The sequence below is a fragment of the Cognatazoarcus halotolerans genome, assembly GCF_009800965.1.
GTDB lineage: Bacteria > Pseudomonadota > Gammaproteobacteria > Burkholderiales > Rhodocyclaceae > Cognatazoarcus > Cognatazoarcus halotolerans.
This window is the reverse complement of the sequence record NZ_WUAF01000018.1, coordinates 57,939-81,132: the sequence shown is the minus strand read 5'-3', so window position 1 is coordinate 81,132 and position 23,194 is coordinate 57,939. Positions and strand designations below refer to the sequence as shown.

Annotated in this window: 24 protein-coding genes; 12 read left to right on the top strand and 12 right to left on the bottom strand. The window is 64.4% G+C overall.

Annotated elements, in window-relative coordinates:
* The 4 genes from GQB03_RS23315 to GQB03_RS18695 all read left to right on the top strand — a co-directional run.
* A partial coding sequence (locus GQB03_RS23315) for a hypothetical protein (protein ID WP_235027132.1) occupies positions 1 to 219 on the top strand: 219 nt, incomplete at its 5' end.
* Positions 220 to 223: 4 nt separating this feature from the next.
* Positions 224 to 394, top strand: coding sequence for a transposase (locus tag GQB03_RS18705; protein ID WP_200832304.1), 171 nt, complete (start codon positions 224 to 226; stop codon positions 392 to 394).
* Positions 395 to 537: 143 nt separating this feature from the next.
* Positions 538 to 1,428, top strand: a complete 891-nt coding sequence (locus tag GQB03_RS18700) for a 4a-hydroxytetrahydrobiopterin dehydratase (RefSeq protein WP_159692598.1) — start codon at positions 538 to 540, stop codon at positions 1,426 to 1,428.
* 366 nt (positions 1,429 to 1,794) lie between these two features.
* A complete protein-coding gene (locus GQB03_RS18695) occupies positions 1,795 to 2,952 on the top strand; it encodes a VIT1/CCC1 transporter family protein (protein WP_235027131.1) in 1,158 nt (385 codons plus the stop codon).
* Positions 2,953 to 3,128: 176 nt separating this feature from the next.
* Here the strand turns inward: GQB03_RS18695 and GQB03_RS18690 are convergent, their stop codons facing one another.
* Together GQB03_RS18690 and GQB03_RS18685 are read right to left on the bottom strand one after the other, a co-directional pair.
* Positions 3,129 to 3,527, bottom strand: a complete 399-nt coding sequence (locus tag GQB03_RS18690; protein ID WP_159692596.1) for a RidA family protein — start codon at positions 3,525 to 3,527, stop codon at positions 3,129 to 3,131.
* A 152-nt stretch (positions 3,528 to 3,679) separates the two neighbouring features.
* Complete coding sequence (locus GQB03_RS18685; RefSeq protein ID WP_159692594.1) at positions 3,680 to 7,414, bottom strand: Ku family protein; 3,735 nt, start codon at positions 7,412 to 7,414, stop codon at positions 3,680 to 3,682.
* Positions 7,415 to 7,674: 260 nt separating this feature from the next.
* Here GQB03_RS18685 and GQB03_RS18680 point away from each other — a divergent pair, with 260 nt between their 5' ends.
* On the top strand, positions 7,675 to 8,502 hold the full coding sequence (locus GQB03_RS18680; protein ID WP_159692592.1) for a 2OG-Fe(II) oxygenase family protein: 828 nt from the start codon (positions 7,675 to 7,677) through the stop codon (positions 8,500 to 8,502).
* A 150-nt stretch (positions 8,503 to 8,652) separates the two neighbouring features.
* On the opposite strand, the gene GQB03_RS18675 is transcribed toward GQB03_RS18680, so the two are convergent.
* Entirely contained in the window at positions 8,653 to 8,979 is a 327-nt protein-coding gene (locus tag GQB03_RS18675) for a DUF2917 domain-containing protein (RefSeq protein ID WP_159692590.1), read from the bottom strand.
* 110 nt (positions 8,980 to 9,089) lie between these two features.
* Here GQB03_RS18675 and gcvA point away from each other — a divergent pair, with 110 nt between their 5' ends.
* The 5 genes from gcvA to GQB03_RS18650 all read left to right on the top strand — a co-directional run bounded on the left by gcvA (position 9,090) and on the right by GQB03_RS18650 (position 13,623).
* Complete coding sequence (gcvA, locus tag GQB03_RS18670) at positions 9,090 to 10,064, top strand: transcriptional regulator GcvA (RefSeq protein WP_159692588.1); 975 nt, start codon at positions 9,090 to 9,092, stop codon at positions 10,062 to 10,064.
* 99 nt (positions 10,065 to 10,163) lie between these two features.
* Positions 10,164 to 10,637, top strand: a complete 474-nt coding sequence (locus GQB03_RS18665; protein ID WP_159692586.1) for a DUF3291 domain-containing protein — start codon at positions 10,164 to 10,166, stop codon at positions 10,635 to 10,637.
* Between the two features lie 142 nt (positions 10,638 to 10,779).
* The gene (gene dgcN / locus GQB03_RS18660; RefSeq protein WP_159692584.1) at positions 10,780 to 11,781 is read left to right on the top strand and encodes an N-acetyltransferase DgcN; all 1,002 of its coding nucleotides are present in this window, start codon (positions 10,780 to 10,782) and stop codon (positions 11,779 to 11,781) included.
* Positions 11,778 to 12,764: an N-acetyl-D-Glu racemase DgcA gene (dgcA, locus tag GQB03_RS18655; RefSeq protein ID WP_159692582.1), complete on the top strand. Its 987-nt coding sequence runs from the start codon at positions 11,778 to 11,780 to the stop codon at positions 12,762 to 12,764. Before dgcN ends, dgcA begins: the two co-directional genes overlap by 4 nt.
* A 4-nt stretch (positions 12,765 to 12,768) precedes the next feature.
* Positions 12,769 to 13,623, top strand: coding sequence for a D-amino-acid transaminase (locus tag GQB03_RS18650; RefSeq protein ID WP_159692580.1), 855 nt, complete (start codon positions 12,769 to 12,771; stop codon positions 13,621 to 13,623).
* A 48-nt stretch (positions 13,624 to 13,671) separates the two neighbouring features.
* On the opposite strand, the gene GQB03_RS18645 is transcribed toward GQB03_RS18650, so the two are convergent.
* The 9 genes from GQB03_RS18645 to GQB03_RS18605 all read right to left on the bottom strand — a co-directional run bounded on the left by GQB03_RS18645 (position 13,672) and on the right by GQB03_RS18605 (position 19,837).
* Positions 13,672 to 14,094 (bottom strand): organic hydroperoxide resistance protein, encoded by a 423-nt coding sequence (locus tag GQB03_RS18645; RefSeq protein ID WP_159692578.1) that lies wholly within the window; start codon positions 14,092 to 14,094, stop codon positions 13,672 to 13,674.
* 139 nt (positions 14,095 to 14,233) lie between these two features.
* A complete protein-coding gene (locus tag GQB03_RS18640) occupies positions 14,234 to 14,701 on the bottom strand; it encodes a MarR family winged helix-turn-helix transcriptional regulator (RefSeq protein WP_159692576.1) in 468 nt (155 codons plus the stop codon).
* A 171-nt stretch (positions 14,702 to 14,872) separates the two neighbouring features.
* Complete coding sequence (locus tag GQB03_RS18635) at positions 14,873 to 15,484, bottom strand: 3'-5' exonuclease (RefSeq protein WP_159692574.1); 612 nt, start codon at positions 15,482 to 15,484, stop codon at positions 14,873 to 14,875.
* Complete coding sequence (locus GQB03_RS18630) at positions 15,484 to 15,813, bottom strand: DUF5710 domain-containing protein (RefSeq protein WP_159692572.1); 330 nt, start codon at positions 15,811 to 15,813, stop codon at positions 15,484 to 15,486. The genes GQB03_RS18635 and GQB03_RS18630 overlap by 1 nt, the downstream gene beginning before the upstream one ends.
* A 376-nt stretch (positions 15,814 to 16,189) precedes the next feature.
* Positions 16,190 to 17,032 (bottom strand): SHOCT domain-containing protein, encoded by an 843-nt coding sequence (locus GQB03_RS18625; protein ID WP_159692570.1) that lies wholly within the window; start codon positions 17,030 to 17,032, stop codon positions 16,190 to 16,192.
* A 195-nt stretch (positions 17,033 to 17,227) separates the two neighbouring features.
* On the bottom strand, positions 17,228 to 17,806 hold the full coding sequence (locus GQB03_RS18620) for a YceI family protein (RefSeq protein ID WP_159692568.1): 579 nt from the start codon (positions 17,804 to 17,806) through the stop codon (positions 17,228 to 17,230).
* Positions 17,807 to 17,862: 56 nt separating this feature from the next.
* The gene (locus GQB03_RS18615) at positions 17,863 to 18,429 is read right to left on the bottom strand and encodes a YceI family protein (RefSeq protein WP_159692566.1); all 567 of its coding nucleotides are present in this window, start codon (positions 18,427 to 18,429) and stop codon (positions 17,863 to 17,865) included.
* A gap of 14 nt (positions 18,430 to 18,443) precedes the next feature.
* A complete protein-coding gene (locus GQB03_RS18610) occupies positions 18,444 to 18,986 on the bottom strand; it encodes a cytochrome b (RefSeq protein WP_159692564.1) in 543 nt (180 codons plus the stop codon).
* Positions 18,987 to 19,033: 47 nt separating this feature from the next.
* The gene (locus tag GQB03_RS18605) at positions 19,034 to 19,837 is read right to left on the bottom strand and encodes a DODA-type extradiol aromatic ring-opening family dioxygenase (protein ID WP_159692562.1); all 804 of its coding nucleotides are present in this window, start codon (positions 19,835 to 19,837) and stop codon (positions 19,034 to 19,036) included.
* Between the two features lie 117 nt (positions 19,838 to 19,954).
* On the opposite strand from GQB03_RS18605, the gene GQB03_RS18600 reads away from it, so the two are divergent.
* Entirely contained in the window at positions 19,955 to 20,857 is a 903-nt protein-coding gene (locus GQB03_RS18600; RefSeq protein WP_159692560.1) for a LysR family transcriptional regulator, read from the top strand.
* A gap of 194 nt (positions 20,858 to 21,051) precedes the next feature.
* Positions 21,052 to 23,166 (top strand): 5-histidylcysteine sulfoxide synthase, encoded by a 2,115-nt coding sequence (gene ovoA / locus GQB03_RS18595; protein WP_235027130.1) that lies wholly within the window; start codon positions 21,052 to 21,054, stop codon positions 23,164 to 23,166.
* The last annotated feature ends 28 nt before the right edge of the window (positions 23,167 to 23,194 follow it).

Genomic DNA, 23,194 nt, shown 5'->3' with positions numbered 1-23,194 from the left:
CTCAAGACCTCGATTTCCACATACACCTCGTCTGTGATCAACGGGACTCCAAAAAGCCCCGATCTTCCCTACTTGGTGTATCAATTTTCAATCGGCAGCATGTGTCAATTTACATCCGGCAGCGACAAGCGTAACCGACCACATGGACCTGTACAGGTGCTCGACGTGGTCGTTTTTCTCTTCGATTCGGTACTGGGTCGACAGCTCGGACATCGGTAAGCGCATGATCGCCGCACGCTTCGCCACGGTCGAGCCGGTGTTCGGAAACCTGCGGCACAACAAACGACTGACCCGCTTCTCGCTACGAGACCGGGGCAAGCTCGACGGGCAATGGAAGCTCTACTGCATGGTGCCCAACATCGAAAAGCTGGCGCATCACGAGTATGCAGGATAGATTGGCGGAAACTGGGGACGCTGAAGGATGAGATGCCTGATCCGGCCGGCTTTTTTGGCCGTCCCGATTCGCCCCGGAAACGGGTTTTTCTACAGCGTCGTTAGGCAGCACGATACCGGTCGCACGCCACTCCGAGACCAGCCATGCAACCGTTCACCTTCTTCATCAGTTACCGTCGGCAGGACACAGCGCCAATAGCCCTTCTCCTGAAGAACGAGATCGAGAAACGCCTGCAGTTCGTGCGCGTGTCCGTTGACGTAGAGGAGATGCAACCCGGGGATCCGTTCCCCGATCGACTGCGCGGACTGATCGACGCTGCACATGCCACGATTGTCCTTATCGGCAAGCGATGGATGCCTAAAGTTGGCGAGCAACCCGCCGAGGGCCCTTCGACAGATTGGGTCGTCGAGGAACTGGTCTACTCAAACGAAGCTCCCTTGGCCCTACCTGAAGGCGAGAGATTCGGTCAAAATCGCCGACTCCTCGTCCCTCTCTTTGCGGACTGCGATCGCGACTTTCGACAATTCGCACTTCCCACTCGGCTCGACTTTTTGACTGTTCTTCACTCGGAGCACATCGACTACGCGGGCTGGCCCACGATGATCGGTCCCCTGCTGGATCGACTTGCAGTCAAGCTCTCTTTGAAGAAGCGACCTGACGCAGATGAGTATCCGAAGGCAGACCTTGCCAAGGCACGAACCCAGCCACTACCGGATGCCGAACTGGCGCAGATTCTGCGCTATGACGACTTCGAAGGATGGTATGTCGACAACTACGGCAACGCTGAGGTTCGCTACTTGGTCAAAACCTTCAAGTTCCCGCACTTCGACCAAGCTGCGGATTTCATGGCTTTGGTCTCAAATCACTGTCGCGTGCTCGATCATCATCCAGAGTGGCGCAATGTCTTCAATCACGTCACAGTTTCGCTGACCACTTGGGATGCTCAGCGCCGGGTCACGATCTACGACATGAACTTGGCCTTGTTCATGAACATGGCGGCAAAGGCAGTCATCAAGGCTGCGCGTTCCGCCTAACCCCTCATATACGGACTCCCCTGCAAATCAAGACGGATCGTGTTTTTGACTTTCCGGGATGAATCACCTGCAGTCGTATATCTGGCATCTGTGGTGGGTTCTGAGTGACCCGTGCCGACATGGAATCTGCCCGCGAAGCGCCAATCGTTACAAGCGGCTGCTGGAGAGCCGGAAGAGTTATCGGCGTTCTGTCGCGTGGGTGTGACCCGGTTTGCCATGACGAGCGATCAGTCTCGGCGCAAGGGTGAGGAGAAAGAGAGAATCGGTGAGGCGGCGATGACACAGCCGGCGCGCTGATCGTGGCGCCGCCCACGCCGGCTGGCCGGAACAAATGCGTCGGCGCTATGCTGCACATCCCGAACCGACATGCCAATACCAATGGTCAAACCTCCCGCACCTTCACCCGCGGACATCGGCCGCTACCGTCGCAATCTGCAGGACGAGATCGACAGCGCCGCGATCTATACCGCCATGGCCGATGCCGAATCGAAGGCCGAGGTTGCATCGCTTTATCGCAAGCTCGCCGACACCGAAACCCGGCACGCCAACTTCTGGCGCCGGCACATCCAGCGGGCCGGCGGCGATGCCCCCGAGGTGCGGGCGAGCTGGCGTGCCCGATTGATGATCTGGTTCGCGCACCGGCTCGGTGCCAACGCAGTGTTGCCGACCGTCATGCAGCAGGAGGCGAGCAACCGCGCGGTCTACGATGACCAGCGCGAAACCGGCGGCACCACCATGCCTGCGCAGGAGCGCAGCCACGCCCGTCTGCTGGCGCATCTCGCCGACCACGCCGGCGGGGGCTGGAACGGCACCCGCTATGCCCAGCTCGAGGGACGCCACGGGGTGGGTGGCGGCAATGCCTTGCGGGCCATGGTGCTCGGCGCAAACGACGGACTGGTGTCGATGCTGAGTCTGGTCATGGGGGTGGCCGGTGCCGCCTTTTCCAGTACCGCGCTGCTTGCCACGGCGGCAGCGGGTACGCTGGCCGGCGCCTGTTCGATGGCCATGGGCGAATGGATCTCGGTGCAAAGCGCCCGCGAACTCTACCAGCGGCAGATCGCGGTCGAGGTCGACGAACTCGAGCAGGTGCCCGCCGAAGAGAAGGAGGAGCTGGTGCTGATTTACCGCGCCAAGGGTTTCGAACCCGACGAGGCGCGCCGCATCGCCGAGCGCATGATCGACAACAAGGACACCGCGCTCGACACCCTGGTCCGGGAAGAACTGGGCCTCGATCCGGACGAGCTGGGGGGTTCCGCCCTGGTTGCCGCGGCCTCGTCATTCTGCGTGTTTCTGCTCGGTGCGCTGTTTCCCGTGCTGCCCCTGTTCGTGCTCGACGGGCAGGCGGCGGTCCTCGCGAGCGCTCTGTCGAGCGGGCTCGGACTGTTCCTGATCGGTGCCGCGATCACGGTATTCACCGGCGCCAGCGCATTCTGGTGCGGCCTGCGTCAGCTCGCCATCGGCGCCCTGGCGGCGGCCGTCACCTATGGCATGGGCCATCTCTTCGGCATCGCCATCGGTGGATAGGTCCGCCTCGATGGCTCTCGGCCAAAGTCGGTGACTGTCGGCCGCACCAGCTGGCGCGGCGACCCGGTCCTCGTCGGGCGGGAGGTCACCTCGACGACTTCTGGGGCAGATCAAACGGCAGAGCCCGCCGGCTTGAATCCCGGTGGCGAGCCCGGCCCTGTCCCGCCGGTCCTGCGCTAGCGGGCTCGGCGCACGGCGACGGCCTTGACCTCGAGGAAATAGCCAGGCGCGCCGCACAGCTGGGCGGCGCCGATCGCCGTCCATGCGGGATAGTCGGCGGTGAAGTAGCGGTCGCGCACCTTCATGTACAGCGGCAGGTCGCGCATGTCGGTGTGGAAGCTGGTGACGTCGACGACGTCGCCAAAGCCGAAGCCGGCGGCGTCGAGGACCTTCTTCATGTTCTCGAAGGTCTGGACGAACTGCGCTTCCTTTTCCTCCACCAGCTGCATGTTCCCGTCGCGGCCGATCTGGCCCGAGATGTACAAGGTATCGCCCACGCGCACGGCCGGTGCGTAGTGGATGTTGTCATAGACGGCCTGCATGCCGGACGGGATGATCGGCTCGCGATCGCTCATGTTGGGTCTCCTGTGCCAATGGTTTGATGTCGAAGCGCAATGGTAGTCGAATCGTGCAGGGCGCTTCCGGCGAGGATTCCGTGTCTCGAGGGCCGGCCGGTATCGGCCCGCGAGGCCTTGGGCATCGATCGGCCAGATTCCAGTCGGTGGATTCATTCGGCGACGCAGTTCTGTGCCGCGACCTCTTGCAACAGGTCCAGCGCATCGTTGTACTGCCCTGCATCGCGCGCCTTCCAGTGGGCGAGGCTGGCGCGCACCGCCATCAGCAGCTGATGTATGCCGTGCGTCCATTCCTCGATCACGAATCGGCCTGCGGGCGAGTAGCTTTCCATGAATGCGATGAAATTCGCGTACTGCCTGAGGTCGTTGATCAAGGTGTCGACCAGGGTCCGGAAGGCTGCGCCGTCGCCTTCGTTGAGCTTGCGTGGCAAACGTCGCCGGTTCTCGTCCATGACGTGCTCGGCCACACGATTGAGCATGTCGACGATGCACAGGATGCGCTCGCGGCACAGCATGACCCGGAGACCGGGTTGGCCGCTGAAGGAGAGCATTTCGCGCTCCGCGGCGCTGAGCCATTGCAGGCAGCGGCTCAGCGAGGTCAGACGCTCATCGCCGGTGGGCAACTCCGGCCGAACGATTCTCGCCAACTGGATCGTGGACGGTGCCGCGGTTCGCACGTAGGTGCATTCGAGCACCTGCGCCGCGATGTGGTCGGCCTTCTCCATTCCCTGTTCCCGGGTGTAGGTGTCGAGCATGCCTCTCGCGGTCTTCAACAGCCGGTTGCGAAACTGGGTATGGTTGCCACGGTCCAGTGCGGTGAGGAGGTCCGTGACCTTTGCGACCGAACGGACGTAACCCGCGGTCGCGCTGAACCCGACCCTGGGCATTGCACCCGGGCTGTCCTTGCGCAGCCTTACGGCAAGGGCCTTGAAAAGCCAATAGATCGCGATCGCCGAAACATGACGCGTCAGGGCATGCAGCATCCGGCCCTGTCGCTGGTCGCGGTCTCCGGCGGCGGCTTCGGCCCTCGCCATGCGCGTCAGTACGGTCAGCGTTTCCTGCGGCAGCTTGCGGGCGGGCAGCACCTTGAGAATGCTCTCGCCGGCAAGTGCGACCCGGTCCGCCATATCGCGGCTCGACAACTTGATGTCGAGATGCTCGCCGACATGCCGGCGGACGTCCCGCTTGAGGTGCAGCAACGCGTGCTGCAGGGATCGGGCAATGCGGTCCAGCTGGCTGGCGTCGGCCCTGGGCTGGACGCATGCCACCACGGCCCGAAGCACCTTCCGGCGCAGGACGACCCCTGCCCGGCGTTGCTGCCGGCTATCGTCATGGACCATCAGCGCGTGGTCGATTGCCAGCTTGTGGAAAGCCAGCAGATCCAGGTTGGGCAGTGGCGGATCGGCATGGAGTGCCTCGATGCGCCGCAGGGCGACGTCCATGACCTCGGCGCGTCCGGCCCGCTTCGCGCAGCCGGCAATCGCCAGCAGATGTCGAAACCGTTCCCGCTGCGAGCGCGCACTTGACCACCATGGCGGCGAGCAGACGCTCTTTTCCGGATGCGCCAGGGCGCGTTCCGGCCCGCCGACGGCCATCGCACCGCTCATCAGCAGCAGCATCTCGAGTTGCAGTTCTCCGTTGCCGTGTAGTCGTGCAATGTTGGTCGGATCTCCGGCGCAGAACAGATCGGTGAAGACCGCGCCATACAGGAACGAGAATGCCGCTTCCGGATCTGCCGGGATCTCCCCGAGCGTGTATTGCGGCAAGGCCCGCTTCTCCTTTCGCCCGGATGCCGGGTGCTCGATCGACATGACGCCATGCAGCAGGGACTCGGCCAGATTCCGGGCGGCGCGACGATCGATCCGTCGGGCAGAGCGCGCATGACGAAGGCGCACGCGAAAGGCCTGAAGGCACAGCTCGGAGAGAATCCGGCGGATCACCACCGCCTCGCCGGGCGTGGTTACACGCTTGACCAGTTGCTTGAACGCGACGTCGACGAAGTCCACCGTCTGCATCCAGCGGCCCTTCTTCTGGTGCCGTGCCATTATCCAGGGGTGCGCGTCGGTCACTCGGCTGATCGCCTGCGACGGAAAATCGAAGATGTCGTAGCTATCCGCGTCCGGCCCGTCGCAGTATTCGAACAACAGCGGCGCGGCGGTCTCGCAGCGGCATTCCTCGTCGATGAACTTCTTGAACTCCTCGGCGCCGACGCTGTTCGCGGCAAGGTACTCGGCGTTCGAGGCGCCGACCTCCCGACTGAGCCGGACGTAGGCCTCGAAGATCTGTCCCGCGGTGGACCACCGCAGGCCCGATTCGGACAGCGAGAGCGCGCGCAGGTAAAGCCGCTGCCAGGGCCGCAAACCCTGCCAATAGATCTTGAACGACTGTTCGAGCGCCTGCGCGTACCCGACGCTGAGGTCGACGCCGACCTTTCGGGCCAGAAAACTCAGGGCATTGAGCTGCCATTCGCTCTCCGCCCGGGCGCTCGATGAGGAACATGATCCGGCGGCACCGAGCGCTTCCTTGAGCGCGAGCATGTTCGAACGATTCAGCAAGTCGATCTGATCGCGGTCCGAGAACCCGATTTCCAGGGTCGAGCGGCGATGCATTTCCATCCAGTTTTCGGGTGGTGTGCCCACCACCACGAACCAGGTCTGACGGAAAACCGCGATGTCCTGTCCGGTTTCTCCGGTCCAGTCTTCCGTCTCGGGGTGTTGCAGGAGTCGCAGGATTCGCTCGATCGGCTCGTCGCGAATGAAGCTGATCAAGGCCGGATAGGCGGACACGCCCGGTGCGAAGCCATCGAAGACGAAGACCGTCGGAACCTTCACCAGATGACTGCGAACCTGACGCACCATCTCGGCCAGCGCCGCCTCGCCCTGTTCCTGCGGCGAACATTCGAGCGAGGATTCTCCTGTGATGAATCGATGCAGCGCCTCCACGACCGAACGGAACCCGTGGTCGTTCAGCTTCCCTTGGGGCTCGTGGCTGTTCGACTTGCCCTGAAGCTCGGGGTCGTTCGGCCTGTCTTGGAGCCCACTTTTTGTCAGTGGGATGTAGCATGCGGAACGCATCCGGTCGCGGAGTCGCGCGACCAGGGTGGTCGCGAAACGTGAGCCCGCCGCCGGATTTCCCTTGCAGGAGACCGTGATGATCGGCCGTCCCTCGTTGTCCAGCGCTTCGAGTGCGGCGAGCAGACTTTCGAGCTTGTCGCGACGTTCGTGATCCCGGTCGAGCTCGGCAGCATCATACGGTTCGTGGCAGGAGAGCGTGGAGTTGGCGCTGGGCACATACTGGCCGTGCAGCAGGAAGCGGATGTAGTTCTCGATCGCGGCGCCGCCGATGAAGCGCGTCTCGAAGAGCAGGTGTGCCGTCATCCGGCCGCCGGGCAGATGGCTGGCGTAGCGGCTGTCGAACCACTCGTTCAAACCACCCACGGTGTAGGGCCCGCTCAGGAATCCGTCGCAGAGCTTGTTGCGCCAGTTCAAGTGGTAGAGGTTGGCAGTGTTCGGCGCATTGACATGCAGCCAGCCGTCCGGTTTCTCCCCGAGCGCACGCTCGGAAAACAGTTCGTAGGCATGCGTCTGGTTGACCAGGCCGATCTGCCAGGCAGCGTCGGGAAGATCGGTATCCTGATTGCGGTAGTCGCGGCGGATCTCGGTCTTCATGACGTTGCGGATCAGCGCGGCGCGCGCCAGCACGTTCAGGCCGATCTGCGGATCGAAGCAGGGATGAAGCTTCTGGCCGCTTGCCTGCTGCCGACCAGCCTGTTGCGGATTGAGAACGAGGTTCTCCCAGGTCCGGCGCAGTGTTTCCGTCGATTTCAGAACCACCAGATCCTGCCATGTCGAAGCCCGCTCGCTACCCAGCCGTTTCGCTCTGCTCATGATCTGCTCCCGAATGCCGACCCCTCGATGTTAGAGAAACGGGGTGGGTAATATACCCAGAGTTGCCTGGGGTATTTCCTGCCATGCGGGCTGGTTCTACCCGCCATAACGCCCGGTCTCGTGCCCGGTGCGGTGGTCGATAAGGGGTCTGTATTCCTCAATGTGCTCCGGCGGTGCCTCGTCGACACTGAAATTGTCCCGGGCGCAGCGGCTCAAGCTGGGTTGTCGGGATCCGCGCAATCAACCGACAGAGGTGAATCATGAATCCGACCAAGCTCAATGGAAGCAAGTTTCCGCAACAACGCTTCTGCGCCTACGAGACCGACAACCAGCCCGACAATGAAGGCGTCATGTCGGTGCTGCTCGGCCTGCGCCCGGCCTGCATCATCCGCAATGCGCTTGCACAGGAGCAGAGTGCCGCGCTTGCGAATGCCTACCTGGATCAGTCGGCACAGCGCCGCCATGACGGCGTGCCGGCCTACGAGATCGGCCTCGGATCGTACGGGCTTACGCCCGACGACTATTTCGGCAGGGTGCCCGGGGCCCGTGCCGACATGGAGGCGATCTACGCGGCGGCCGGCGTGCATCTGCCGAGTATGGCACAGGAGATCCTGCAGGCCACGGTGGACCCGGGTGTGGTGGTGCGTCCGGCACGCCATGGCGGGCGCGCCGCGATGGAGTTCCGGGCGACCCACTTCGTCGATGAGGGGCCGCTGGCGCTCAAGGCGCACGAGGATCGCGGGCAAACCGATGGCTACGAATTCGGCGCGGCTCACCGGGTGTGCGGCTTCAATTTCTATGTGCTCACCCCGGACGATCAGGAAGGTGCTGCCCTGCGGATGTGGAACATCGTGCCGGATGCGCGAACCAAACGCGCACTGGGCGTCGAGAAGACCGGCTACCCCTATCCGACCGAGCTGCTGGCCGATACGCCGTTCATCGACATCCGTCCCCGTGCCGGCGATCTGCTGCTGTTCGCGGCGGACGGGGTCCATGCCGTCACGAGCTCGAAAGCCGCATCGAAAGCGCGCATCGTCTTCCAGTCGTTCGCCGGCATGATCGACGGCCAGATCGTCCGCTGGACGTGACCGACCGAAGGCCGCGCAGTCGGGCAAGCCTGCGCGGCCGAAGATGTCCCGCCTACTCCATTCTCCGGTGCCCTTGGGGGAATCGACCGGGTTTGCGGCGTGCCACTGGCGCTGCGTGTTCCTGCCTCGCGGTGGTCGGACTGCCCGGTCTCAACCGCAGGATTCCAGCATGTGCACCCTTGCGGCTCTGGCCGGATGGCCTGCCGCACGAGCTCGCCGGACTGCGGGCGCGTCCTCGCGCAGCGCCTGTCGTCCGAAGATCAGCACCGCGTCGGTGTCCGACTCGACCACCACCAGGCCGTCGTCCGGCAGCACCAGCGTCTGTCCAGGCTGCATCACGACATCCTGGGCATGACCGGTCAGCGTCAGCCACACGCGCCCTTTGCTGCAGCTCAACAGGTAACCGCACCGGCCGTGCAGGGAATATGCTTTCCCGGCAGCCAGTTCCAGCGTTCCTTGTGTTAGCTTTGTTTGCATGATCGATCTCCGGACGTGTTTCATGATCAGGATGGATGTGCTGATTCTGTTTGAACACGAGCGGTATGAATAACGATCTTTATTCCAGATAATGTGAAAACAATTTACATATGGAAGCACCCGGAAAACTTCCGCCCCTGCCTGCGCTGCGAACCTTCGAGGCGGCGGCCCGGCTCGGCAGCTACACCCGCGCGGCGGGCGAGCTGAATGTGACCCACAGCGCGGTCAGCCATCAGATCAAGGCGCTCGAGGCACAGCTCGGCATGCCGTTGTTTGCCCGCGAGGGCCGTGCGGTGGTGCTCACGCCGGCGGGCGAGGAATTGCTGCCGGCGGTCAATGGCGCGCTGCGGCAGCTTGCCGACGCGCTCGCGGGGCTGCGCCACCGCATCAACCCGCTGCGCCTCTCGGTAAGTGTGATGCCGTCGTTCGCCGGGCGCTGGCTGGCGCCGCGGCTGGTCGCGTTTCTGGATGCGAATCCGGGCTGCGAACTCAACGTGCTCTCGTCGGACGCGATCGCTGATTTCGCTCGCGATGGCGTGGATGTGGCGATCCGCTGGGGTTTCGGCAACTACCCCGGCTTGCGGACCGAGCTGTTGATGGACGACGTGCTGTTTCCGGTGATGGCGCCGGATTTCGCCGGCGGCATCCCGAGTTTGCCGGCCGGCCTTGCCGGCCTGCCGCTGATCCGTTCGGTCGGCGAGGACTGGCAGCACTGGTTTCGCGCCGCCGGGCTGGACTGGCCGGAGCCGGCCAGCGGTCTCGCTCTGAGTGATTCGGGCGTGGTGGTGCAGGCTGCCATCGACGGACAGGGCGTGGCGCTGGCGCGGCGCAGCCTGGCAATGCGGGCGCTGCGCGAGGGTCGGCTCGTGAAACCGTTCGGCATCGAGGTGCCGCTCGAATACGGTCCCGGTCAGTTCGTTTCCGCGGCCGCCGGTCTGGACGCGCATGGACGCCCGCAGCGCTGGCGCTACTGGCTGGTGAGGCCCGAACGCCAGACCGAAACGCCCTTGCTCCAGCGTTTCGTCGCCTGGCTTCGGCAGGAGGTGGAGGCCGACCTGGCTCCGTATTCCTCGGAGCATGGGTGAGCGGTACTCACCTTTGCGTGAAAAAGCCTCGCTTGATCTACGCATCGCGAAGCGAGAACCTTGTCGGTCGATGACCGTACCTACGCCGGAAATGCCGACATGCAACTTGCCCAATTGAATATCGCCCGTCTGCTCGCACCCGTCGATTCGCCGCAGATCGCGGGTTTCGTCGCACAGCTCGACGAAATCAACGCGCTTGCCGACGCCGACCCGGGCCTGGTGTGGCGCCATGGTGGCGACGCGCTTGAGGGCGACACCGTCGTCGGCGACGATCCGCTGATGATCTTCAACCTGTCGGTATGGCGCAACACCGACAGCCTTTTCGAGTTCGTCTATCGTTCGACGCATACCCGCCCGATGGCCAGCCGCCGCGACTGGTTCGAGCGACCGACCGGGCCGCACATGGTGCTTTGGTGGGTGGCCGACGGGCATCGGCCGGACATCGCCGAAGCGCTCGAACGGCTCGCGCTGCTCAGCCGCGAGGGCGCGGGCCCCGCCGCGTTCGACTTTCGTCAGCGCTTCACTCCTGACGGGGCGGCCGAAAGCGTCCGGCGGGTTGCGGTGAGCGGCTGAGGAATCGGCCGATGCGTCGGAACCTGTCGGTCGGAACGCTTGCCAAAGCGCGGCAGGGTGCGCATGATGCACTGCGGTATAACGGTGCCGGGTAGTGCGCCTGCCCGCGCGAGGCAGAATCTTCCCAAGGTGGCTGACTGCGATGATCGAAACCCCCTATCTCCTGTTTCTAGGCGACGCGCCGGACGGCCTCGCCGCCAAGGTCGCCCAAGGCATCAAGGACTGGCGTCCGGAACATGCCATCGGCCAGTTGCGCCTGCCTGGCTGCAACGCCAACCTCGGCTTGCCCGACCTGAGTATTGCCGAGGCGGTCGACAAGGGCGTGAAGACGCTGGTGATCGGCGTCGCCAACCGGGGTGGCATCATCTCGGCGAGCTGGAAATCGGTGTTGCTCGAAGCGCTCGACGCCGGCCTCGACCTCGCCTCGGGCCTGCACAACCTGTTGCGTGACGAAGCCGATCTGGCGGCCAGGGCGCAGGCGCTTGGTCGCAGCCTGCACGATGTGCGCATTCCGCCCGTGCCCTACCCGATCGCTACCGGCAAGCGCCGCAGCGGCAAGCGGGTGCTGGCCGTCGGCACCGATTGCTCGGTGGGCAAGATGTACACTGCGCTGTGTCTCGAGAAGGCGATGCTCGAGCGGGGCCAGCGCGCGACCTTCCGTGCCACCGGCCAGACCGGGATCCTCATCACCGGCGACGGCGTGCCGCTCGATGCGGTGGTGGCCGATTTCATGGCCGGCGCAATCGAGTTCCTGACGCCCGACAACGCGCCCGATCATTGGGATCTCATCGAGGGTCAGGGCAGCCTGTTCCACGCCTCCTACTCGGGTGTGACGCTGGCCCTCATCCATGGTGGCCAGCCCGATGCGCTGGTGCTCTGCCACGAGCCGGGCCGCCCGCACATGCGCGGCCTGCCCGATTACCACCTGCCGAGTCTCGAGGCCTTGCGCGATACCGCGCTGCTGATGGCGCGCATGGTCAACCCGGACTGCAAGGTGGTCGGCATCTCGCTCAACACCGCGGCGATGGGCGCCGAAGAAGCGCTGGCGCTGTGCCGCGAAACCGAGGCGCGCATGGGCCTGCCCACGGTGGACCCGTTCCGTCACGGTGCGCAGCGGCTTGCCGAGGCGCTGGACGCACTGTGAGTGCGATCGCCCTGAAGGCCTGCGAGGAGCGCTTTCCGGTGGCCGGACGCTTCACCATCTCGCGTGGTTCGCGCACCGAGATCAGGGTGGTGACGGTCGAGCTCGCCGCGGATGGCTTGGTCGGCCGGGGCGAGTGCGTGCCCTATGCCCGCTACGGTGAGACCGTCGACAGTGTCATCGAGGCCATCCAGGATATCGCTGCCGACCTGCGACACGGGCTGGATCGCATTGCGCTGCAGAACCGGCTGCCAGCCGGCGCCGCGCGCAACGCGCTCGACTGCGCGCTGTGGGATCTGGAGGCAAGGCGCACAGGGATGCCGGTGTGGCGGCTCGCCGGGCTGGCCGCGCCGCAGCCGATGATTACCGCCTACACGCTCTCGCTCGGCGAACCGGACGAGATGCGCGCCCGTGCCGCGGAGAACGCGCACCGGCCGCTGCTCAAGGTGAAGCTCGGTTCGAGCGGCGATCTGCCGCGCATCCGGGCGGTGCGCGAAGGCGCGCCGGACGCCGTGATCATCGTGGACGCCAACGAGGGCTGGAGTGCGCAGGAGTACGCCGCCCTGGCGCCGGAGTTCGTGCGCCTCGGTGTGGCGCTGGTCGAGCAGCCCTTCCCGGCAGACGCCGACGCGGCCCTCGCCGGCATCGATCGCGTCCTGCCGGTGTGCGCCGACGAGAGCTGTCACGACAGTGCCACGCTGGCCCGGCTGGTGGGCAAGTACGACGCGATCAACATCAAGCTCGACAAGACTGGCGGGCTTACCGAGGCGCTGCGCCTCAAGGCGCAGGCGCGCGCCGCCGGTTTCGGGATCATGGTCGGCTGCATGCTGGGAACCTCGCTGTCCATGGCGCCGGCCCAGCTGCTCGCCCAGGATGCGGGCTACGTCGATCTCGACGGACCCTTGCTGCTGGCGCGCGACCGCGAGGGGGCGATTCGCTACGAGGGCTCGCTGATGGCGCCCGCATCCACAACGTTCTGGGGTTGAAGCAATGCGTCAGGTCTATCTGAACGGGCAATACCTGCCCGAAACCGAGGCAAAGATCTCGATCTTCGACCGGGGCTTCGTCTTTGCCGACGCGGTCTATGAGGTCACCGCGGTGCTCGACGGCAAGCTGATCGATTTCGCCGGCCACTTGGCGCGGCTGCGCCGCTCGCTCGGTGAGCTCGACATGCCTTTCTCGATGGATGACGCGGATCTGCTGGCAATTCATCGCAGGCTGGTCGAGCTCAACCAGATCGACGAAGGCCTGGTGTACATTCAGGTGAGCCGTGGTGTGGCGGACCGGGATTTCATCTTCCCGGACCGCGCAACGCCCAACACCGTGGTGCTGTATACCCAGAAGAAACATTTCTCGACCCGGTCTGCGGCAGAGCTGGCGCAGCGCGTGATCATCCTGGAAGACCAGCGCTGGCAGCGCTGCGACATCAAGACGGTGCAGCTGCTCTATTCTTCGATGGCCAAGAACCAGGCAAAGAAGGCCGGCGCCGACGACGCCTGGCTGGTGCGCGACGGCCTGGTCACCGAAGGTTCGTCGAGCAATGCCTACATCGTCACCGCGGAAGGTGCGATCGTGACGCGTGATGTCTCCAACCTGATCCTCAACGGCATCACCCGTCGCGCGGTACTCGAGTGCGCCCGCGAACTCGGGCTCACTCTAGAGGAACGCGGCTTCGACGTCGCAGAGGCAAAGGCCGCGAAAGAGGCGTTCATCACCTCGGCCACGACCCTGGTTTCGCCGGTGGTGCAGATCGATGGCGTCGCCATCGGCGACGGCAAGCCCGGCCCGGTGGCGGCGCGGCTGCGCGAGATCTACCTTGCGCACAGTCGCGCCGAGGCCATCTGAACGGCGGGCGGCGCCTGTCGCCCGCTCCCCGGGATCATCCGTCGACGCTCAGACCAGCGTCAGTGTCACGTTGATGTTGCCGCGCGTGGCGTTGGAGTAAGGGCACACGATGTGCGCCTTGTCGACCAGCGCACGCAGGGTGGTCCTGTCCACGCCGGGGGCGGAGATCCGCAGTTCCACCTCGATGCCGAAGCCGGTCGGGATCGGACCGATGCCGACGATGCCGTTGATACTCAGTTCGCTTGGCAGCGCGATCTTCTCCTTGCCGGCGACGAATTTCATTGCGCCCATGAAGCAGGCGGAGTAGCCGGCGGCGAAAAGCTGCTCGGGATTGGTGCCGTTGCCGCCCGCACCACCGAGTTCTTTCGGTGTGGTGAGCTTGATGTCGAGCGCGCCGTCGGAACTGACGGCGCGGCCGTCACGGCCGCCGGTGGCTGTGGCATTGGCCTGGTAGAGCGCTTTTTCGAGCATGGTGTATCTCCTGATGAGGTGCGACGGGGGTAGGTCTTCGGCTCCGGGTGTCGCAGGCTCCGGGTCGATAGCGAACTAAATAATCGCGTGCAATTTAAATGATCATTCAAATACGTGCAGGCCCATCCATGGGCGGTGTTCATACTGCCTGCTGAAGGTTCCTGCGCAGCACCTCAAGTTCTGCCTTGAGCGCTTTCAGGCCCTCCGGCGTGCAGCCGGTGGCACACAGTATTCCGGTCGGAATCTCCGCTGCGCTGCGCTGCATCTCCCTGCCCGCCGGGCTCAGCGTGACCATTACCTGCCGCTCGTCGGCAGCCGACCGTGTCCGCTGCACCAGCCCGGCCGCCTCCATGCGCTTGAGCAGGGGTGTGAGCGTGGCCGAGTCGAGCCACAGCCGCTCGCCGATTTCCGAGACGCTGCGTTCGTCCTGCTCCCACAGCACCATCATCACCAGGTACTGCGGATAGGTCAGCCCAAGCGGGGCGAGCACCTTGCGGTAGACCTTGCCCATGGCGAGGCTGGTGGAATAGAGCGCGAAGCAGAGCTGCGCGTCGAGGCGTTGCGAAGGCTGCTGCGGCATGTCCGGTGAGCTGGTCTGCGAGTTCATGGGACGCAGTTTATATAGCGTGCTATTTAATATCAAGCTATTTTTTTACCGGCCGATTCCCGAGCGCTTTGCCACCTGGCCCGGAAGCCGATCGAGGTGGGCCGGGCCGGCTCGCGGTCGGGACGTGCTTGCGCGTTGCGGGTTGCTGGCCCAGGGCTGCGGGCGCGGGTCTCAGCGCTGCTGCGCGCGCTCGATGCAGCGGCCCAGCTGGCTCTTTGGCACGCGCTGGATATTGCGGAGAAGCTCGATCGAGACTTCCGCTACCCGGTGGGTTTGGCGCAGTTCGTCCTCGAGGCGCAGCAGCAGGCTGGCCGCCATTTCGGCATCGGCAAGGGCGCGGTGGGCGCGGCCAGCCACCGGGAGCCGCGCGTATTCGATGAGCGCGCCGAGCCGGTGGCTGGGTGCCATGGGAAGAATTCGCCGCGACAACAGTAGCGAGCAGACGAAATCCTGCCGTCTGTGGCGTTCGATGCGGGCCAGTTCGGCGTCCCAGAACTTGCAGTCGAAGGACGCGTTGTGGGCCACCAGCGGCAGGTCACCGACGAAATCCGCGACCTCGTGCATCACCTCGGCCGCATCCGGAGCTCTATGGATCATCTCGTTGGAGATGCCGGTCAGCGATTCGATGAAGGAAGGGATGCGTACGCCCGCATTCATGAGGCTCTGGTAACGATCGACCACCTTGCCGTTCTCGAGAATTACCGCGGCGATCTCGGTGGCACGGTCGCCCTGAGCGGGCGAGAGTCCGGTCGTCTCGAAGTCGATGACCGCGACGACTTCCATCAGCGCCTGTCCCCGGCATGCTCCGGCAGGGCCATGGAGCGGCACGCGTCGCATACTTCCCAGGGCGGGCAGTCACACACACGCGGATGTTCGACGTACTTGCTGCCGACATGCACGAAGCCGGACGATGCCTGCCGCGCCACGCTGGCGCGCTTCTGCGGCTGCGCCGTCTCAGCGGCGGTATCGTGACGGCTGGGGGACCATCGCGAAAACGGTGCGAGGTCTTCCTTGTTCTCGATGTACCAGAGCTTGCGTGCAGGATCCCAGCGGGCGCCAAGTTTCTTGGCCTCGTCCTTTTCCGCGAAGGGGACCTTAAGGTTGAGTCTCATGGGTGCTCGAGCCGGGTTGTGGGGCCCGGCATTATAGGGCGCCGGGTTACGTCGTTGGCCTTCTGCCGAAATTCGTCGAGCGTCCGGCCAGAGGGCATCGACGGGTGCGCCCGGAGATCGGTATCGTCAATACTGATCAGCCGGAACGCGCTTTGATCGAAGGCGAGGCCGATTTCGTTGCGGCTTTCAACCTCAGGGCGAATCGTGACCTTCACCCGGGCTGGCGCGCGGCGCTGCCGTCTCACCTGTCCATCCTCTGGCTGGAAGCACTGCGCTCTCGCCCGCCGTGTCGGGCGGGTGGCGCCCGTCCGGGCGGACTCGTTCAGCCGGATTCCAGGCGCAGGGGCGCGCAGGTATGCGCGCCGCGGTGCAGGTCTTACAGGCGCGAGAGCAGGTCTGCCTTCTTCGCAGCGAACTCATCGTCCGAGAGGATGCCCTTCGACTTGAGGTCGCCGAGCTTTTCGAGCGCCGAGAGGATCGCATTGGTGTCGCCGCCACCGACATTCTGGGTCAGCGCCGGGTTGTAATTGGGGCTTTCCTGGTACGCGGGCGGGTTGTTGTAGCCGTCGTTCTGCGGTGCCGGCATCACCGGTTGTCCGTTGCGGGAGAGCATCGGCAGGCTGGCGAGGTTCACCGTGCCGTACTGGCTGGTAAAGGTGATCGAGCCGCCCGAACCCTGTTGCTGCGAAAAACCGCCGATCTGGTGATTCAGCGTGTCGTAGATCGCCACGTCGCCGCCGACATCGACGGCGAGGCGCCGCGCATTGGCGAAGTAGGCGTAGCGGACGTTGTTCTGCGAACCGCTGGAATTGGGCATGCCGAGTTCGGCCGGATACCACTGCGAGCGCGGGTCGGGCACGAACAGCGAGTTCGGGGCCATCGGCATGCCGCCGCTCGACATGCCACCGCTGGACTGGCTTTGCGACTGGAAGCTGCCGGTCTGCAGCAGGCCGGGCTGGTTGCCGAGGATGTTGGAGATCTCGGAACAGAGATTGTCGACGAGGTTCTTGAGGCCGTAGTTGAACATGTCGCCGACCATGGTCATGCCGCCGCGCATCCACTGGCCGCTGCCACCGAACTCGGGGTGGCTGAACTGCGCCATGCTGCCCTGTCCGTTGAGAACCGAGATCAGCATGTGGGTGACCGCGTCGGTACTGACGCCATAACGTGCGGAGAGGTCGCTGACGACCTGCTGGCCGGCGGGGGTGAGCTGTTGCATCGGGGGCAATCCTTGATGAGAAGCGCCACTGGTGGGCGGCGTGTGTGACTCGCAGGCGGGGAGACCACGAAGTGTACACGCCGATGGGGGTATTCCCGCGTCAATCTCGGTGTCAAGGCCCGCCACCCGACGGGCGGTATGCGTTGCCGCTCGCCTCCCCGCCCGCCATGCGCCGACGGGGGGCGTCGCGAAACCTCACATCTTGATGGCTTCGAGGGCAATGTCGAGCGTGACCTCGTCGCCGACGTTGGGCGCGTACTTTCCGGCGTTGAAGTCGCTACGCTTGATGACCGTGGTGGCGTTGGCGCCGATCGCGTCCTTCTTGAGCATCGGGTGCGGCATGGCCTGGAACGAGGTCACCGTCAGCGTTACCGGCTTGCTCACGCCCTTGATGGTCAGCGTACCTTCCACGCTGACCGGCTTGTCGCCTTCGAACACGACCTTGGAAGACTTGAAGGTGGCGGTCGGGTAGTTGGCGGTGTCGAGGAAGTCGGTGCCCTGGATGTGACCATCGAAGAGCGGGAAACCGGTATCGACCGACTTCATGTCGATGGTGATGTCCACCGCGCCGGTGCGTGCGGCCTTGTCCCAGGTGACGGTGCCGCTGGTCTTGTTGAAACGCGACAACTGCTTGGAGTAGCCGAAGTGGCTGTACGAGAAGCGCGGAAAGGTGTGGGTGTTGTCGATGTTGAAGACTTCCGGTGCGGCAAGCGCGGGCGTGGTGGCGATGCCGGCGAACATTGCGAGGGCGAGTGAGGCGATGGCTTTCTTCATGTTGAGCTCCGTTTGGGTTGGTGTCGCGATTTTCCGGGGATTGAAACTGGCGGTGCCTATTGGCCCGCGACGATGTGGAACTTGATGCGGATCTCGTCGGCGACGATGCCGACGTCGGCCCACTGTCCTTCTCCGATGCCGTAGTCGCTGCGCTTGATCGCAAAGACGCCATCGAAGCTGCCGCTCTTGCCGCTGGGCGTGAAGCTCACCGGTGTCGTGATGTCGTGCGTCCGGCCCTTGATGGTGAGTTTGCCGTTGAGCTGATAGCGATTCCCACCGAGTGGCTTGATGGCACCGGATTCGAAGCGTGCGGTCGGGAAGGCGGCCGTATTGAACCAGTCCTTGGCCTTGACTTCATCGTTCGCCTCGGACGAACCGGCATCGATGCTGGCGATCTGCAGTTCGAGCGCAGCCTTGCCCTGTTCGGGTCTGGCGGGATCGAAGGCGAGTTTCGCGGTGAATTTTCCGAAGCTGCCGTCCATGCCGACGCCCATCTGGGTATAGGCGAAGCCGATGCGGCTCTGCGCGGGGTCGACCGTCTTGAACTCTGCGGCGTGGGTCGGTGCGGCGAGCGCGGTGCTGGTCGCCAGCAAGGCGAGCAATGTGCGTGTGGTGCGGGTCATGGGGGTTCCTGTACTCAGGCGTTGCGGTCGGCGGCGGGCAACATGCGGGTGAGCACGTCGTCGCGGTCGATGAAATGGTGTTTGAGGGCGGCGGCGGCATGCAGCAGCACGAGGCCGAGCATGGTCAGGTTGAGGGTCTCGTGAACCTCCTTGAGAGCGTCGCCGAGTTCGGCATTCTTGGAGACCAGGTCGGGCAGCGGCACGATGCCGAACCACACTGTCTGGAAGCCCTTGGCGGAGCTCATCAGCCAGCCCGATAGGGGGACCGCGATCATGAGTGCGTACAGCACCCAATGGGTTGCCGAGGCGGCCAGCCGCTGTACCCGCGGGGTGTCGACCGGCAGCGCTGGTGCGGCGTGGGTCGCACGCCACAGCAGGCGTACGAGGACCAGCGCGAACAGGGTGACGCCGGCCCATTTGTGCCACGAGTAGAGCTGCAGCTTGGTGGGCGAGAGCGGCAGCTCGTGCATGTAGACACCCAGCGAGAAGGTTCCGGCGATGCCGATGGCGATCAGCCAGTGAAGCGAGATTGCGGTGGCGGTGTAACGCGATGTCATTGCTGTGCTCCGTGGGGACGGTTGATCCGGTTTTTCGTGGTTGGTGTTCAGTGTGTCGGCGAAAGTTCTCCCGGCGCCGCGCCGAGCACGAAACTGTCCATTGCGAGGACGTCATAGTCCATGCCGCCTTCCAGCCGGTTTGCGCTCATCCAGTCGTTGCCGGCCGCGCCGATCGCGAAGAACAGCGGCAGGAAGTGTTCGTCGGTGGGGTGGGCGCGGCTTGCCGCGGGTGCCGCGCTGCGATAGTTGAGCAGTGCGTCGAGGTCGCCTCTGGCGATCTGCGTCCATACCCAGTCGGCAAAGTTGCGCGCCACGCTGCCCGCCTGGGCACCGGCGCCGATCTCGTAGAGATTGTGGGTCAGGCTGCCCGAGCCGACGATCAGCACCCCTTGTTTGCGCAATGGCGAGAGCGCCTGGCCGATCTCGAAGAAGGTGCTGGGCAGTGGCATCGCGGGCTGGGAAATCTGCAGCACCGGTACATCCGCTTGCGGATAGAGATGCATCATCGGTACCCATGCGCCGTGGTCCCGGCCCTGCAGGTCGTTGGCAACGGCGCTGAGGCCATGGTGGCCGAGCAATGCGATGACCTCCGCGGCAAGACCCGGTGCACCTGCAGCCGGGTAGTCGAGTTCGTAGAGCGCCCGCGGGAATCCGCCAAAATCATGAACCGTGGCGGGTGCCGCGGCGCTGCCCACCTCCTGGCGCCGGCTGCTCCAGTGGGGCGACATCACCAGAACCGCACGGGGTTTGGGCAGACTGCGTCCCAGCGCGGTCAGTTGTGGTCCGAGCAGGCCCGGTGAGAGCGCGAAAGTCGGGGCGCCATGCGAAATAAAAAGGCTGGGCAAGCTCATGATCGATTCGATGGCCGTTGGGCCGATGGTTGGATGCGTGAAGTCTATTTGCGTCGTACTTGTGGATAAACAGGTATTGGATTGATTTACTGTCTAGTATGAGTTGACAATGCGGGCATGGACCGATTTCGCGAAATGGAGCATTTCGTTGCCGTGGTCGAGGCCGGCAGTTTCGTTGCCGCGGCTGATGGGCTGCGTCTGTCGAAAGCGGCGGTGTCGCGCAACGTGATCGAACTCGAAAGCCGTCTCGGCGCTCGTCTGCTGCAGCGGACCACCCGGCGTCTTTCTCTCACCGAGGCGGGGCGCGCCTATTACGCGCGCTGCAAGCAGATCCTTGCCGAAGTCGAGGAGGCGGACAGCGCGGTGGGTGTCGTCACCGGACAGCCGATCGGCCAGATTCGTGTCAATGCCCCTTTCTCGTTCGGGATCACTCACCTAGCCCCGCTGTGGGGTCGATTCATGGAGCGCTATCCGGAGGTCGAGATGGACGTGAGTCTGTCCGACCGCCTCGTGGACGTGGTCGAAGAAGGTTTCGACGCGGTGATCCGGATCAGTCGCTTGCAGGATTCCACGCTGGTTTACCGGCGCATCGCCAGCACCCGCATCCATCTGTGCGCGACGCCGGAATATCTCGCCCGCCACGGTGTGCCCGACAGCGTCGAGGCACTCGCCCATCACGCGGTGGTCGCCTACAGCTATGCCGCTCTCGGTGATCTGTGGCGTTTCGAGACGCCGGACGGGCCGCGCGAGGTGCAGACCCGTCCGCGCATGCGCGCGAACAACGGTGATACCTGCCGCGAGGTGGCGCTGGCGCACCAGGGTCTCGTCCTGCAGCCGGATTTCCTGGTGAGCGAGGAGTTGGCGAGCGGGCGATTCGTCGAGGTGCTGCCCGAATGCAAGGGGCCGGAGCTGGGTATCTACGTGGTCTATCCCTCGCGTAAGCACTTGTCCGTCAAGGTGCGGGCATTGGTCGATTTTCTGGCCGAAGCTTTTGCCCGTCCGGCATGGCGCCACGTTTAGGCCCGCGGTTCGCGGGTTTCCGGTGCGCTGCCGCCTTGGTGTAAGCTCCCGTTGATCAACGGGGGCAACGCGCCTGTCGCCACGCCGCGCCGCATTTCATGCCGGCGCCCAGGATCCTTGTCCCGGCCAGCCGAACCGCTTTCCCGATCCGGCTTTCAAGAAAAAACGGGGTTCGAATGAAGTCGCAACCTGCAATGCTCTTTCCGCGTACACCGCTTCTCGCCGGCCCGGATCCGGAAGCGAAGCGCGAGGAGATCCGCACCTGCTTTCATGCCACTTTCGATCGCTACGAGTCGCTCTTCGGCGCACTTGCAAGCGACGAGGCCTATTACCGGAAGGCGATCAGCCTGCGCCATCCGTTGATCTTCTACCTCGGCCACACGGCGACCTTCTTCATCAACAAGTTCATTCTCGCCGGTCTCATCGATAGCCGCATCGATCCGAAGCTCGAGTCGATGTTCGCGGTCGGCGTCGACGAGATGAGCTGGGACGATCTCGACGAGGCCAATTACGACTGGCCACCGGTCGAGGCGGTGTGGGCGTATCGCCGCAAGGTGCGCGCCGTGGTCGACCGCGTGATCCGCGAAGCGCCGTTGTCCCTGCCGGTGGGTTGGAACGATCCATTCTGGGCGGTGATGATGGGCATCGAGCACGAGCGCATCCACCTCGAGACCTCATCGGTGCTGATCCGTCAGCACCCGCTCCGGCTGGTGCGGCCGCAGTCGGACTGGCAGCCTTGCCGACAAACCGGTCCCGTACCCGCGAACGAGCTGGTGCGGATTCCGGCGGGCAAGGTGTCGCTCGGCCGCCAGCTCGACGACCCGATTTATGGCTGGGACAACGAGTACGGCCGGCACGAGGCGCAGGTGGCCGAATTCCAGGCGGCCCGCTACCTCACCACCAACGGTGAGTTTCTCGCCTTCGTCGAGGGTGGCGGCTATGCCGACGACAGCGTGTGGGAGGAGGAAGGGCTGGGCTGGCGCAAGTTTGCCCGCGCCGAGCATCCGACCTTCTGGGTGCCCGACGGCAGTGGCTGGAAACTGCGCCTCATGACCGAGGAGGTCGCCATGCCCTGGGACTGGCCGGTGGAAACCAACTACCACGAGGCCAAGGCTTTCTGTAACTGGAAGGCGCGCGAGACAGGGCAGGCGCTGCGGCTGCCCACGGAAGACGAATGGAACCGGCTCTACGATCATGCGGGGCTCGCCGACGTGCCGGCGGATGCACCGGCCGATGCCAACCTGCACCTCGACCACTGGGCCTCCTCGTGTCCGGTCACCCACTTCGCGCATGGTGAACTGCACGATGTCGTGGGCAATGTCTGGCAATGGTGCGAGACGCCCACCTATCCGTTCGAGGGTTTTCAGGTCCATCCGCTCTACGACGATTTCACGACGCCGACCTTCGACGACCGCCACAACATGATCAAGGGCGGCGCCTGGGTGTCTGCCGGCAACGAGTCACGCCATGTCTCGCGCTATGCCTTCCGTCGGCACTTCTTCCAGCACGCCGGCTTTCGCTATGTGGTGGCGGATGCGCCGGTCGGCTATGTCTCGTCCAACTATGAGAGCGACGCGTTGCTGTCGCAGTACGCCGAATTCCATTACGGGGAGACCTACTTCGGTGTGCCCAATTTCCCGCAGGCGGTGGCCCGGCATGCCATCGAGGCTTTCGGGCGACATGCACGCACCGCACCGGGTTGCGCGCTCGACCTCGGCTGTGCGACCGGCCGGGCGAGCTTCGAGCTCGCCCGGCTCTTCGACCGGGTCACCGGCGTCGACTTCTCCGCGCGCTTCATCAACGCCGGCGTCAAGCTCGCGAGCCAGGGCATGCTTCGCTACACCTTGCAGGACGAGGGCGAACTGGTTTTTTACCGCGAGTGCAGTCTGGCCGGGCTCGGCCTTGACCAGGTGGCCGACAAGGTGGATTTCTCCCAGGGTGACGCCTGCAACCTCAAGCCGGTGTTCAGCAATTACGACCTGATCGTCGCGGCCAATCTGATCGACCGGCTCTACAGTCCGGGCAAGTTCCTGGGCAGCGTTCACGAGCGGCTAAATCCCGGTGGACTGCTGGTCTTGTGTTCGCCCTACACCTGGCTCGAAGAGCATACCCGTCGCGACGAGTGGATCGGCGGCTTCAAGAAGGATGGTGAGCGCTACACGACGCTCGACGGGCTCAAGGATCTGCTCGGCGTCCGCTTCGAACTTGTCGACGGGCCACTGGAGCTGCCCTTCGTCATTCGCGAAACACGTCGGAAATTCCAGCACACATTGTCGGAGATGACAGTGTGGCGGCTTCGCGGCGAGTAAGGGTGAAAGCGTGAACCGGGGCGGGAGC

Coding starts and splice junctions, on each gene's coding strand:
- GQB03_RS18705 (WP_200832304.1), top strand. CDS start 224: ATGATCGCCGCACGCTTCGCCACGGTCGAGCCGGTGTTCGGAAACCTG.
- GQB03_RS18700 (WP_159692598.1), top strand. CDS start 538: ATGCAACCGTTCACCTTCTTCATCAGTTACCGTCGGCAGGACACAGCG.
- GQB03_RS18695 (WP_235027131.1), top strand. CDS start 1,795: ATGCCAATACCAATGGTCAAACCTCCCGCACCTTCACCCGCGGACATC.
- GQB03_RS18690 (WP_159692596.1), bottom strand. CDS start 3,527: ATGAGCGATCGCGAGCCGATCATCCCGTCCGGCATGCAGGCCGTCTAT.
- GQB03_RS18685 (WP_159692594.1), bottom strand. CDS start 7,414: ATGAGCAGAGCGAAACGGCTGGGTAGCGAGCGGGCTTCGACATGGCAG.
- GQB03_RS18680 (WP_159692592.1), top strand. CDS start 7,675: ATGAATCCGACCAAGCTCAATGGAAGCAAGTTTCCGCAACAACGCTTC.
- GQB03_RS18675 (WP_159692590.1), bottom strand. CDS start 8,979: ATGCAAACAAAGCTAACACAAGGAACGCTGGAACTGGCTGCCGGGAAA.
- gcvA (WP_159692588.1), top strand. CDS start 9,090: ATGGAAGCACCCGGAAAACTTCCGCCCCTGCCTGCGCTGCGAACCTTC.
- GQB03_RS18665 (WP_159692586.1), top strand. CDS start 10,164: ATGCAACTTGCCCAATTGAATATCGCCCGTCTGCTCGCACCCGTCGAT.
- dgcN (WP_159692584.1), top strand. CDS start 10,780: ATGATCGAAACCCCCTATCTCCTGTTTCTAGGCGACGCGCCGGACGGC.
- GQB03_RS18650 (WP_159692580.1), top strand. CDS start 12,769: ATGCGTCAGGTCTATCTGAACGGGCAATACCTGCCCGAAACCGAGGCA.
- GQB03_RS18645 (WP_159692578.1), bottom strand. CDS start 14,094: ATGCTCGAAAAAGCGCTCTACCAGGCCAATGCCACAGCCACCGGCGGC.
- GQB03_RS18640 (WP_159692576.1), bottom strand. CDS start 14,701: ATGAACTCGCAGACCAGCTCACCGGACATGCCGCAGCAGCCTTCGCAA.
- GQB03_RS18635 (WP_159692574.1), bottom strand. CDS start 15,484: ATGGAAGTCGTCGCGGTCATCGACTTCGAGACGACCGGACTCTCGCCC.
- GQB03_RS18630 (WP_159692572.1), bottom strand. CDS start 15,813: ATGAGACTCAACCTTAAGGTCCCCTTCGCGGAAAAGGACGAGGCCAAG.
- GQB03_RS18625 (WP_159692570.1), bottom strand. CDS start 17,032: ATGCAACAGCTCACCCCCGCCGGCCAGCAGGTCGTCAGCGACCTCTCC.
- GQB03_RS18620 (WP_159692568.1), bottom strand. CDS start 17,806: ATGAAGAAAGCCATCGCCTCACTCGCCCTCGCAATGTTCGCCGGCATC.
- GQB03_RS18615 (WP_159692566.1), bottom strand. CDS start 18,429: ATGACCCGCACCACACGCACATTGCTCGCCTTGCTGGCGACCAGCACC.
- GQB03_RS18610 (WP_159692564.1), bottom strand. CDS start 18,986: ATGACATCGCGTTACACCGCCACCGCAATCTCGCTTCACTGGCTGATC.
- GQB03_RS18605 (WP_159692562.1), bottom strand. CDS start 19,837: ATGAGCTTGCCCAGCCTTTTTATTTCGCATGGCGCCCCGACTTTCGCG.
- GQB03_RS18600 (WP_159692560.1), top strand. CDS start 19,955: ATGGACCGATTTCGCGAAATGGAGCATTTCGTTGCCGTGGTCGAGGCC.
- ovoA (WP_235027130.1), top strand. CDS start 21,052: ATGCTCTTTCCGCGTACACCGCTTCTCGCCGGCCCGGATCCGGAAGCG.